This is a genomic window from Allobosea sp. TAB14, from assembly GCF_052113865.1.
Taxonomy (GTDB): Bacteria; Pseudomonadota; Alphaproteobacteria; order Rhizobiales; family Beijerinckiaceae; genus Allobosea; species Allobosea spartocytisi.
Window position 1 is genome coordinate 1 of sequence record NZ_JBFRDQ010000144.1, and the last position, 10,913, is coordinate 10,913.

11 protein-coding genes are annotated in these 10,913 nt (G+C 67.5%); 8 read left to right on the forward strand and 3 right to left on the reverse strand.

Annotated elements, in window-relative coordinates; genetic code table 11:
* A partial coding sequence (locus AB4Y99_RS19895; protein ID WP_441524527.1) for a YqhA family protein occupies positions 1-325 on the forward strand: 325 nt, incomplete at its 5' end.
* 67 nt (positions 326-392) lie between these two features.
* Here the strand turns inward: AB4Y99_RS19895 and trpE are convergent.
* Positions 393-1,907: an anthranilate synthase component I gene (gene trpE / locus AB4Y99_RS19900; protein ID WP_441524528.1), complete on the reverse strand. Its 1,515-nt coding sequence runs from the start codon at positions 1,905-1,907 to the stop codon at positions 393-395.
* A gap of 2 nt (positions 1,908-1,909) precedes the next feature.
* Positions 1,910-3,823 (reverse strand): peptidylprolyl isomerase, encoded by a 1,914-nt coding sequence (locus AB4Y99_RS19905; protein ID WP_441524529.1) that lies wholly within the window; start codon positions 3,821-3,823, stop codon positions 1,910-1,912.
* Between the two features lie 192 nt (positions 3,824-4,015).
* Between AB4Y99_RS19905 and tpiA the strand changes: the two genes are divergently transcribed.
* The 3 genes from tpiA to AB4Y99_RS19920 all read left to right on the forward strand — a co-directional run bounded on the left by tpiA (position 4,016) and on the right by AB4Y99_RS19920 (position 7,143).
* Positions 4,016-4,780 (forward strand): triose-phosphate isomerase, encoded by a 765-nt coding sequence (gene tpiA, locus AB4Y99_RS19910; RefSeq protein ID WP_441524530.1) that lies wholly within the window; start codon positions 4,016-4,018, stop codon positions 4,778-4,780.
* 156 nt (positions 4,781-4,936) lie between these two features.
* Positions 4,937-5,362 carry a preprotein translocase subunit SecG gene (gene secG, locus AB4Y99_RS19915; protein ID WP_038367399.1) on the forward strand — a complete coding sequence of 142 codons (426 nt, stop codon included), beginning with the start codon at positions 4,937-4,939 and terminating at the stop codon, positions 5,360-5,362.
* A gap of 152 nt (positions 5,363-5,514) precedes the next feature.
* Positions 5,515-7,143 (forward strand): CTP synthase, encoded by a 1,629-nt coding sequence (locus tag AB4Y99_RS19920; RefSeq protein ID WP_441524531.1) that lies wholly within the window; start codon positions 5,515-5,517, stop codon positions 7,141-7,143.
* Here the strand turns inward: AB4Y99_RS19920 and AB4Y99_RS19925 are convergent.
* Positions 7,140-7,526 (reverse strand): GFA family protein, encoded by a 387-nt coding sequence (locus AB4Y99_RS19925; RefSeq protein ID WP_441524532.1) that lies wholly within the window; start codon positions 7,524-7,526, stop codon positions 7,140-7,142. The two genes, AB4Y99_RS19920 and AB4Y99_RS19925, sit on opposite strands and share 4 nt — an antisense overlap.
* Positions 7,527-7,647: 121 nt before the next feature.
* Here AB4Y99_RS19925 and AB4Y99_RS19930 point away from each other — a divergent pair, with 121 nt between their 5' ends.
* The 4 genes from AB4Y99_RS19930 to AB4Y99_RS19945 all read left to right on the forward strand — a co-directional run bounded on the left by AB4Y99_RS19930 (position 7,648) and on the right by AB4Y99_RS19945 (position 10,815).
* A complete protein-coding gene (locus AB4Y99_RS19930; RefSeq protein ID WP_133564245.1) occupies positions 7,648-8,049 on the forward strand; it encodes a DUF350 domain-containing protein in 402 nt (133 codons plus the stop codon).
* A 9-nt stretch (positions 8,050-8,058) separates the two neighbouring features.
* Positions 8,059-8,688 carry a DUF1190 domain-containing protein gene (locus AB4Y99_RS19935; RefSeq protein ID WP_441524533.1) on the forward strand — a complete coding sequence of 210 codons (630 nt, stop codon included), beginning with the start codon at positions 8,059-8,061 and terminating at the stop codon, positions 8,686-8,688.
* Position 8,689: 1 nt separating this feature from the next.
* Positions 8,690-9,859 (forward strand): glutathionylspermidine synthase family protein, encoded by a 1,170-nt coding sequence (locus AB4Y99_RS19940; protein WP_441524534.1) that lies wholly within the window; start codon positions 8,690-8,692, stop codon positions 9,857-9,859.
* A gap of 74 nt (positions 9,860-9,933) precedes the next feature.
* Positions 9,934-10,815 carry a VOC family protein gene (locus tag AB4Y99_RS19945; RefSeq protein ID WP_441524535.1) on the forward strand — a complete coding sequence of 294 codons (882 nt, stop codon included), beginning with the start codon at positions 9,934-9,936 and terminating at the stop codon, positions 10,813-10,815.
* Positions 10,816-10,913 lie beyond the last annotated feature (98 nt).

Consider the following 10,913-nt stretch of genomic DNA (forward strand, 5'->3'; position numbering starts at 1 on the left):
GCTGATCATGGTGATCGTCGGCGGCTACGAGACCTTCGTCTCGCGGCTGCGGCTGGAAGGCCATCCGGACCAGCCGGAATGGCTGAGCCACGTCAATGCCAGCATCCTCAAGATCAAGCTCGCCATGGCGATCATCGGCATCTCGTCGATCCACCTGCTCAGGACCTTCATCGAGGCCGGCAATATCGGCGGGCTCGGCCGGACGACGAACTACACCGAATCCGGCGTCCTGCTGCAGACGSTGATCCAYGTCGTCTTCATCYTSTCSGCCRTSGGCATCGCCTGGGTCGACCGGATGACGGCCCATCCCAGCAAGGGGCACTGAGGCGCGCAAGACCGCAAAAGAAAACCGCCCGGCTGCTTCCAGCCGGGCGGTTCGCATGCGTCGGATGCTACTGCCCGCGCCCGCTGCGCGCGGCGAAGCGGATCGCTTCCTCGGCCGCCCGGAACAGGGCCTTGGCCTTGTTGATGCACTCCTCCTGCTCGGAGGCCGGGTTCGAATCGTAGACGATGCCGGCGCCGGCCTGGACATGCATCCTGCCGTCCTTCACCACGGCGGTCCGCAGCACGATGCAGGTGTCCATCTCGCCATTGGCGCCGAAATAGCCGATGCAGCCGGCATAGGCGCCGCGTGCATCGCGCTCCAGCTCGTCGATGATCTCCATCGCCCGGACTTTTGGCGCACCCGAGACGGTGCCGGCCGGGAAGCCGGCGATCAGGGCAGCGAGCGAATCGTGCTTCGGGTCGATCTTGCCCTCGACGTTCGAGACGATGTGCATGACCTGGCTGTAGCGCTCGATGAAGAAGGAATCGGTGACCTTGACCGTTCCGATCTCCGCGACGCGCCCGACATCGTTGCGGCCGAGATCGAGCAGCATCAGGTGCTCGGCGCGCTCCTTCGGATCGGCCAGCAGCTCCGCGGCGAGGGCGTCGTCCTCGGCAGGCGTCGCGCCGCGCCGGCGCGTGCCGGCGATGGGGCGGATCGTGACCGTGTCGTCGCGCCGCCGGACCAGGATCTCGGGGCTCGAGCAGACGATCTGRAARYCRSCGAARTCGAGRTAGCASAGGAACGGCGCCGGGTTGACGCGSCGCAGCGCCCGGTARAGCGCGAAAGGCGGCAGCGCGAAGGGGGCCTCGAAGCGCTGCGACAGCACGACCTGGAAGATGTCGCCGGCGCGGATGTACTCCTTCGCCTTCGCCACCATGTCGAGATACTCGGCCTCGCTGGTGTTCGAGGTCGTGACCGGCTCGGGCAGATTGGCGATGTCGATGTCGGCCTCGGCGGGCAGGGCGCCTTCAAGGACACGGACGACGCCGTCGAGCCGCTCCTGGGCGCTCTCATAGGCGTGCCGCGCCGCGATGCCGGGCTGGTGACGCACCGGCGTGACGATGTGGATCTCGTCGCGCACGGCGTCGAACACGACCATCAGCGTCGGCCGGCTCAGGATCGCGTCGGGAACGCCAGTGCCGGTCTCCTTCGGCTCGGGCAGGCGCTCCATCAACCGCACCATGTCGTAGCCGAGATAGCCGAAGACGCCGGCCGCCATCGGCGGCAGCCCCTCCGCCTCGGGGATCGCGCTTTCGGCCAGCAGCGAACGCAGGCTCTCGAAGGCCGGGCGCGGATCGTCGAGGAAGGCGTCGCCGAGCGCCGGCCGGCACATCGCGGCCTGCCCCTGATGGCAGCGCCAGATCAGGTCCGGCTCCAGCCCGATCATCGAGTACCGACCGCGAACGGCGCCGCCCTCCACCGATTCCAGCAGGAAAGCCGGCCCGGAGGTGGCGTGCCGCAGCTTCAGGAAGGCGGCGACCGGCGTCTCGCAATCTCCGACCAGGACTTGCCGCAAGAGCTGCGGTGCGCCCGTTTCGTAGATCTGCGCGAAGCGTTCAAATTCGTCGAGGTGCTGCATCGTCAATTCTGCACCCCGCCAGTGGCGTTGCGGAACGCCGCGTCATTGATGCTCACGCCGAGCTTGGCCTGGCGCTCGGCGACATATTGCAGCAGGAGCCCCTCGCTGAGATTGGCGGAGAGCAGGCGGACGAAGTTGTCCGCCTCCTGCGTCGTGCGGACGTAAGGCGGCACCGTCGCCGAATCGACCTTGAACAGGATGCGGCCGCCATCGGCGCCGGCCGCCGAATTGGCCTTGCCGGCGACCGTGCCGAACACCTGGGTGACGACGTTGGCCGGCAGATCCGTGCGCTGCTCCTGCCGCCCGATGCCGGCGGCCGTCTCCATCGTCAATCCGCTCGACGCCGCGACCGTCGCGAAGGCCTCGCCCTTGTCGAGCCTCTGAACGAGCTCGCGCGCCTTGGCCGAGAGCTTGTTCGCGGTCTCATCGGCGCGCCACTGCGTCGCGACCTCGCCCTTGACCTCGTCGAAGGAACGGTCGCGGGACGGGTCGATCTTGGCGATGTCGAACCAGACATAGCCGGCGTTCTGGGGCAGGCGGATCGCCTCGTTGTCGACGCCGATATCGGAGGCGAAGATCGCGCGCAGCGTCGCATCGCCGCCGGGCAGGGCGGCTTCCTGGGCGCCGTCGGGCTTGGTCATGCCCTGGCTCATCGGGCCGACGACACGCAGCTCGAGGTTGAACTGCTTGGCGATCTCCGCCAGCGGCTTCGCCGAGGCGCGCTCATCCTCGATCTTGTCATGCAGCTCGGTGATCCGGCTCGAGGCGCGGCCCGCCGCGATCTCCTTCTTCACCTCCTCGGCGACCTCCTCATAGGAGCGCACATGCTGGCTATCGACCTTGGTGACGCGCAGCAGCACGGTCCCGAAGGCGCTCTGCACGGGGGCACTGACGGCGCCTTCCTCCAGCGCGAAGGCGGCCTCGCGCACGGCGGGGTCGAAGATCTGCTCGCGGGTGAAGGTGCCGAGCGTGAGGTCCTTGAAGGCGACGTTCCGCTCGGTCGCGATCTCGTCGAAGGTCTCGCCACCGTCGATCTTGGCTTTGGCGGCCTGCGCCTCCTCGGCATTGGGGAAGGGGATCTGCTCGACCGTGCGCGTCTCAGCCGTGGTGAAGCGCTGCGCCTTGGCCGCCTCGTAGCGCGCCTTCGCCTCGTCATCGGTGACCTTGGCCGGGTCGGCGACGGCCTCGGCCGTGATCGCGAGCACGGAGGCGGTCCGGTATTCCGGGGCGCGGAAGGCGATCTTGCGCTCGTTGTAGAACGCCTTGAGCTGGTCCTCGGTCGGAGCGGCGATCTCGCCGGCGGCGCTCGCCGGCATGCGGGCGAAGGTGACGGTGCGCTTCTCGTTGCGCAGCCGGTTGCCAATCTCCTGCAGGGCGACCGGAACGGTGAAGCCGCCGCTGATCATCTCGGCGATCTGCTGGCGCAGGATGGTAGCGCGCTGGAGCGCGACATAGCTCTGCTCGCTATAGCCGTTCGAACGCAGCAATTCGTTGAAGCGCGCCGCCGAGAACTGGCCGGACGCGTCGCGGAAGACCGGGTCGTCGAAGATCAGGTTGCGGATCGTGTCGTCGGAGACGGCGAGATGCAGGTTCTTGGCCGTCTGGTCGAGCGTCGCCTCGCTGACCAGCCGCGAGAGCACCTGCCGGTCGAGGCCGAGCGCGCGCGCCGTCTCCGGCGAGATCTGGCGGCGCTGCTGGCGGATCAGGTTCTGGAGGTCGTTCTGATAGGCGGTGCGCATCTGCTCGATGCTGATCTCGGTCTTGCCGACCCGCGCGACCTCGTTGCGGCCATAGCCACGGAAGATGTCGCCCACGCCCCAGATCGCGAAGGCGAGGATCAGGACGCCGAACAGGACGCTGATGACGAGCTTGCCGAGCAAACCCTGACTCGCCTTGCGGATGCCCTGCATCATCATGGAAGCTGTCTTTCCCTGAACCCGTTCGTGGCGCGGAGACGGGCCCGCGCGCGTTTTTGTCGGCGCTGCTTATAGGAACCGGCGGCGAAAGCCGCAATCGCCGCGGCGGCTTCGTGTTTCCGGTTCACATGAGATTGCGGCGCCAGCCGGGCATTGATAGAGCCCGGACAGCACAATTTCCGGAGGAACGACGTGACGCGCAGCATCAGGCCGCTGGTAGCCGGCAACTGGAAGATGAACGGGCTGAAGGCCGATCTCGCCATCGCGACGGAGGTCGCTCGCGGCTATGACGCCTCGCTCAAGGCCGCCGTCGACCTCGCGATCTGCCCGCCCTCGACACTGCTGTTCACCGCCACCGCCGCGCTGATCGGCTCGCGCGTCGCGACCGGCGGGCAGGATTGCAGCGTTCAGCCCGCTGGCGCCTTCACCGGCGAGGTCTCGGCCGCGATGCTGGCCGATGCGGGGGCGAGCTTCTGCATCGTCGGCCATTCCGAGCGGCGCACGCTCCATGGCGAGGACAACGCCACCGTCCGCGCCAAGGCCGAGGCCGCGCGCAAGGCATTGCTCGTGCCGATCATCTGCGTTGGCGAGACGCAGGGCGAGCGCGAGGCCGGCGAGGCGCTGGCCGTGGTGCGCCGGCAGCTCAAGGGCTCGGTGCCGGAAGGCCTCGACGCCGCAAGCCTGGTCATCGCCTATGAGCCGGTCTGGGCGATCGGCACGGGCCTGACCCCGACGGCAGCCGATGTCGCCGAGATGCATGCCGCGATTCGCAGCGATCTGGCGCGGATCGTCGGCAAGAACGCCGCGGYCGGCGTCCGGCTGCTCTATGGCGGCTCGGTGAAGCCCTCGAACGCGGCCGAGCTGATGAATGTCGCCAATGTCGACGGCGCGCTCGTCGGCGGCGCCAGCCTGAAGGCCGAGGAATTCCTGGCGATCGCGCGCGCTTGCGCCGGCTGAGGCGTCATCCGAGCCCCGGTCATGCAAGCCGRCGGGCCTTCAGGGGTGGCGCAGCCGCAAACCCCGTGCTATGTGCGCCGCCGAATTCGCCTCGACCTTTCGAGGAGGAGCGGGTAGCCCTTGCGGCGGCCCGCGCCATCCCCATTTCGTGAGATCATGCAGAACGTTCTCATCGTCATTCATCTGATCATCGTCGTCGCGCTCGTCGGCGTCGTGCTGCTGCAGCGCTCCGAAGGCGGCGGGCTCGGCATGGGTTCCGGCGGCGGTGGCGTCGGCGGCTTCATGACCGGGCGCGGCCAGGCGAACGCGCTGACCCGGGCGACGGCGATTCTCGCCGGCCTGTTCTTTCTGACCTCGATCGTGCTCGCGATCATGGCCACTCAGGGCCGCGTGCAGCGTTCGATCATCGACGGCGCCCCGGCGACGACGGCTCCGGTCACTCCGGGCCAGCCCGCCGCGCCGAACGCCCCGAGCGCGCCCAATGCCGGCGGCGTGCTCGACCAGCTCCGTCAGCTCCAGAACCAGACGCAAGGCGGCGCACAGCCGCCGACCCCGGCGCCGCCAGCGGCACCGCAGCAGTAACCAGGGCAGGGCCGGGAAACCGGCCCTTCTCTTTTGTGTGGAGACGGGCCGGGCGACCGGCCCTCTCTTTTGTGGACAAGCGCGCAGAGCAAGGCGGGACTGCACTGCATGCGCTTAGCGAATCGAACCCGTGGCGATAGAGGTGAACTCCCATGACGCGGTATGTTTTCATCACCGGCGGCGTGGTGTCCTCGCTTGGCAAAGGCCTGGCGGCGGCGGCTCTCGCAGCCCTTCTGCAGGCACGTGGCTACAAGGTCCGCCTGCGCAAGCTCGACCCCTATCTCAATGTCGATCCGGGCACGATGAGCCCGTATCAGCACGGCGAGGTCTTCGTCACCGATGACGGCGCCGAGACCGACCTCGATCTCGGCCATTACGAGCGCTTCACCGGCCGGCCCTGCAACAAGGGCGACAACATCACCACCGGCCGCATCTACATGGACATCCTGACCAAGGAGCGTCGCGGCGAATATCTCGGCGCCACGATCCAGGTCGTYCCGCACGTCACCAATGCCATCAAGGAGTTCATCCTTTCCGGCAATGAGGGCTACGACTTCACGCTGGTCGAGATCGGCGGCACGGTCGGCGACATCGAGAGCCTGCCCTTCCTCGAGGCGATCCGACAGGTGAACCAGCAACTGCCGCGCGGGCAGTGCATCTTCATCCACCTGACGCTGCTGCCCTATATCCCGACCGCCGGTGAGTTGAAGACCAAGCCGACCCAGCACTCGGTCGCCGAATTGCGCTCGATCGGCATCCAGCCCGACATCCTGCTTTGCCGCACGGACCGCGAGATTCCGCGCGAGGAGCGCCGCAAGCTCGCGCTGTTCTGCAATGTCCGCGAGACCGCCGTGATCGAGGCCCGCGACGTCGCCTCGATCTACGACGTGCCGCTCTCCTACCATGCAGAAGGGCTCGACAATGAAGTGCTGGCCGCCTTCGGCCTCGACGCCTCGAGCGAGCCGGACGTCACGAACTGGAAGCATATCTCCGACCGGGTAAAGAAYCCCGAGGGCGARGTCACSATCGCCRTCGTCGGCAAATACACCGGCATGAAGGACGCCTATAAGTCCCTCATCGAGGCGCTGACCCATGGCGGCATCGCCAACMRSGTCAAGGTCAATCTCGACTGGATCGARTCSGAGGTCTTCGAGAAGGAGGACCCGGCGCCGTTCCTGGAGCATGTCCACGGCATCCTGGTGCCCGGAGGCTTCGGCCATCGCGGCGCCGAGGGCAAGATCAAGGCCGCGACCTTCGCCAGGCAGCGCAAGGTGCCCTATTTCGGCATCTGCTTCGGCATGCAGATGGCCGTGATCGAGGCGGCGCGCTCGCTCGCCGGGATCGAGGCGGCAAGCTCGACCGAGTTCGGCGAGACCAAGGAGCCCGTCGTCGGCCTGATGACGGAATGGCTGCGCGGCAACGAGCTGGAGCAGCGCGCGGCCGGCGGCGATCTCGGCGGCACCATGCGGCTCGGCGCCTACGCCTCCGTCCTCTCGCCGGACACCAAGATCGCGAAGATCTACGGCTCGACCGAGATCTCGGAACGCCACCGCCATCGCTACGAAGTCAACATGAACTACCGCCAGCGGCTGGAAGAGCAGGGCATGCGCTTCAGCGGCGTCTCGCCGGACGGGCTCTTGCCCGAGACGGTGGAATATCCGGACCATCCCTGGTTCATCGGCGTGCAGTACCACCCCGAGCTGAAGTCGCGCCCCTTCGAGCCGCATCCGCTCTTCGCGAGCTTCGTCGAAGCGGCCGTGGTGCAGAGCCGTCTGGTCTAATCGCTGTCGAGGGCAACCGCCGCCCAGGGATGGCGGTGCTCGTCGAAGACCGCTTTTCGCGGGGCGGGAAATGCCGGATCGGCGAAGGCGCCGACCGCCACGGCGATCATCTCCGGCCTGCGAGACGGCTCCCAGAAGACCGTGCTGCCGCAGGCCGGGCAGAAATGATGCAGGACGCGAAAGCCGCTATCGGCAGGGCGGTCATAGTCGGCATGATCCCCGGACACGGCGACGGCCTCCCGCGCGAAGAAAGCCGCCACGCCATAGGCGCTGCCCGTTCGCCTCTGGCATTCACGACAATGGCACAGGGCGACGATGGCCGGCTCTCCCCGGCAGGTGATGCGCAACTGGCCGCAGCTGCAGCAGGCTTTCCGGATCTTCATGCGGCGCATCCTCGTTTTAGATGACGGCTGACGCAGCTTTTTCGGCTAGCTTCGCTGGTGCCCGACAATGCCTCACCTATGATGAGGCTGCGAGGCATCGGATGGACTGGGGGGCGGGGGCATGACGATCTCGATGGCGGGCTTGCCCGCGTTCCTTCTCTATTTCGTCGTCGGCGCGGCGCTGATCGCGGCCTTCGCCGTGATCTATCTGCGCATGACGGCCCATGACGAGATCGCCCTGATCCGCGGTGGCAATCTCTCGGCCGCGATCGCACTGGGCGGCAACCTCATCGGCTTCACCGTGCCGCTCGAAAAGGCGATCTCGCAGGCCAGCAGCATCCCGGACTGCGTGCTCTGGGCCGTCGCGGCGATGCTGGTCCAGTTCGCGGCCTATGGCCTCGCGCGGATCGTCATCCCGGAGCTCTCGCGGAAGATCGCGGAAGACCGCCTGCCATCGGCCGCGATGCTGGCGGTGATCGCGGTGATTTCGGGTACGCTGGCCGCAGCCAGCATGACGATCTGAGGGCATGCCATGAAGCGCTCGACACAGATCGGGCTGGCCGCGGTCGGGGTCGTGCTCGTCGCCTCGTTCTGGCCACGCTCCAGCGAGGAAACCCAGGAAAGCCTCGTCTATAACAGCCTGAGCGATTGCCGCGCCGGCGGGCAGCTCAGCGCGCAACAATGCGAGACCGCCTTCTCCGAAGCGACCGCCACACGCCTCAAGGATGCGCCGAAGTTCAACAACCAGAACGAATGCGAGGCGCAGTACGGCGCCAATGGCTGTTCCAGCGCCAGCCTCGGCGGCGCCCAGTATTTCATCCCGGCGCTCGCGGGCTTCATGCTGGCGCGGGGCCTGGCCGGTTCGCAGGCGCAGCCCCTGCTGCCGCCGACAACCGCCGCTTGCCCGCCGGGCTCCGCCCAGCCGGAATGCCAGCAGGCGCGTGCCGCCAGCTCCTCTTCCTCGTCATCCGGCGGCGGCGGCTCCTATGGCAGCAGCAGCTCCTCGAGCAGCAGCCGCTCGCGCGCCTATTCGACGACGACCGGCGGCAGCGTCGCGGTGTCGCCGACGAGCACGCGCGGCGTGAGCACGACGACCAGCGTCTCGTCGCGGGGCGGCTTCGGCTCCATCGCCCGTTCCTTCTCCTCGCATTCCTCGTCCTGAGATGCGCCGCGTCACGCTTCCACCCCGTGCCGACTGGGCCGCGCAGGTCGAGCGGCTGGGCTTCGCCTTCCACACCATCGACGGCGAGACCTATTGGGACGAAAGCGCCGCCTTCGCCTTCACGCTGGAGGAGATCGAGCGCGACATCGAGGCGCCGACCGAGGCGATCGAGGAGCTCTGCTTCGCTTTCATCGAGAAGGCACTCGCCAGCGAGGAGATCCTGACCAGCCTCGCCATCCCAGCCGCGCATTGGGACTATATCCGGCGGAGCTGGCAGAGCGGCGAGCGCAATCTCTATGGCCGGCTCGACCTCGCCTATGACGGGCATGGGCCGGCCAAGCTGCTGGAATACAACGCCGATACGCCAACCGCCCTGTTCGAATCGAGCGTCGTCCAGTGGGACTGGCTCGAGCAGGCGATGGCGCGTGGCGCGCTTCTCCCCGGCAGCGATCAGTTCAACTCCCTGCACGAGCGGCTGATCGCGGCCTTCGCCGGCCTGCGCACGCCGTCGCCCTATCGCCTGCATCTCACCTGCGTCGAGGGCAGTGCCGAGGACAAGGGCACGGTCGACTATCTGACGGACTGCGCCGTCCAGGCCGGCCTCGATGCGCGTTTCACTTATATCGAGGAGATCGGCCTGCTCACGGACGGGCGCTTCTGCGACGGCGCCAACCAGCCGATCGAGACCCTGTTCAAGCTCTATCCCTGGGAATGGCTGTTCCGCGAGCGCTATGGCGAGGCGCTGGCCGGCTCGCGCTGCCAGTTCATCGAGCCGCCCTGGAAGGCGCTGCTCTCCAACAAGGGCCTGCTCGCCTGCCTCTGGGAGATGGAACCGGGCCATCCCAACCTGCTGCCGGCCTTCTTCGAGGGCGACCCGCGCTGCGCGACGCTCTCTGCCCGCCGCGTCCGCAAGCCGCTCTATTCGCGCGAGGGCGCCAATGTCACGCTGATGGAGCGCGGCCGCGTTCTCGACAGCGATGATGGCCCCTATGGCGCGGAAGGCTATGTCCTGCAGGATGCCGCGACCAATCTCTTCTCGGCCGGCGGCAATTACGCGGTGCTGGGCTCCTGGCTCGTCGCCTCGCAGGCCTGCGGGCTTTGCGTCCGCGAGGATGCCTCGCCCATCACGAAGAACACCTCGCGCTTCCTGCCGCACTATATCGAGCCGTGACCGCAACGCGACATGACCGCGCCGTGAAGAGTTGCTAGCCTTCCGGCCCGATAAGCCTGCCGAAAGAGTCTGCCATGCCTGCATCAGCCTCCACGCCTCGCGGCCTCGACCATCTCGTCATCGGCGTCCGCGATCTCGACGCGGCGGGAGCCTTCTACGAAAAGCTCGGTTTCAGGGTCGGTGCGCGCAATCGCCACCCCTGGGGCACCGAGAATCGGATCGTCCAGTTTCCCGGCTCCTTCCTCGAACTGGTGACGATCGCCGATGCGGGCGCGATCCCGCCAGCCGGCGAGCGGACCTTCTCGTTCGGCGCCTTCGTGCGTGACGCCCTTGCGGGGCAGGGCGAGGGCCTCTCGATGCTGGTGCTGGAGAGCACGGACGCCAAGGCCGACGCCGCCGCCTTCAAGGCCACCGGAATCGGCGACTACGAACCTTTCTTCTTCGAGCGGCAAGGCAAGCGGCCGGACGGTTCGACGGTCAGGGTCGCCTTCGAGCTCGCCTTCGCCGCCGATCCGAAGGCGCCGGAATGCGGCTTCTTCGTCTGCCGGCAGCTCGAGCCGCAGAATTTCTGGAATCCGGCGTTCCAGCAGCATCCGAACGGCGCCACGGCATTGTCGTCCGCGGTGATGCTGGCCGAGGACCCAGCAGCGCACCGCGCCTTCCTCACCGCTTTCAGCGGCGGGGCCGAGGTGCTCGAAGGCAACGAGGATTACGTGCTGGCGCTGCCGCGCGGGCGCCTCGACGTGCTCGATCCCGAAACCGCGCAGGGCGCCTATCAGGTCGAGCCCGACACGACGCCGGCGCGCTTTCTCGGCTTCTGCGTCGCGGTGCCGGATCTGGACGCGGTGGCGGAGCGGCTGACGGCTGCGGAGATTCCGTTCATCCAGAACGAGGAGCGGCTCTTCGTGCAGGCGGAAGACGCCATGGGCTGCATGGTCGCCTTCGAGCCGGTCTGAACGGCTCAACGGAGAGCCACGACTTTCCGGCTGAAATCCCTCAGCCCTCGTCCTTCAAGACGTCGCTGACGCCGCTCCTTAGGATGAGGGTTGAAGGG

What these genes read in the sequence shown, in the direction of transcription:
- AB4Y99_RS19905 (WP_441524529.1), bottom strand. Translation starts at nt 3,823, where the DNA reads ATGATGATGCAGGGCATCCGCAAGGCGAGTCAGGGTTTGCTCGGCAAG.
- secG (WP_038367399.1), top strand. Translation starts at nt 4,937, where the DNA reads ATGCAGAACGTTCTCATCGTCATTCATCTGATCATCGTCGTCGCGCTC.
- AB4Y99_RS19925 (WP_441524532.1), bottom strand. Translation starts at nt 7,526, where the DNA reads ATGAAGATCCGGAAAGCCTGCTGCAGCTGCGGCCAGTTGCGCATCACC.
- AB4Y99_RS19930 (WP_133564245.1), top strand. Translation starts at nt 7,648, where the DNA reads ATGACGATCTCGATGGCGGGCTTGCCCGCGTTCCTTCTCTATTTCGTC.
- AB4Y99_RS19935 (WP_441524533.1), top strand. Translation starts at nt 8,059, where the DNA reads ATGAAGCGCTCGACACAGATCGGGCTGGCCGCGGTCGGGGTCGTGCTC.
- AB4Y99_RS19940 (WP_441524534.1), top strand. Translation starts at nt 8,690, where the DNA reads ATGCGCCGCGTCACGCTTCCACCCCGTGCCGACTGGGCCGCGCAGGTC.
- AB4Y99_RS19945 (WP_441524535.1), top strand. Translation starts at nt 9,934, where the DNA reads ATGCCTGCATCAGCCTCCACGCCTCGCGGCCTCGACCATCTCGTCATC.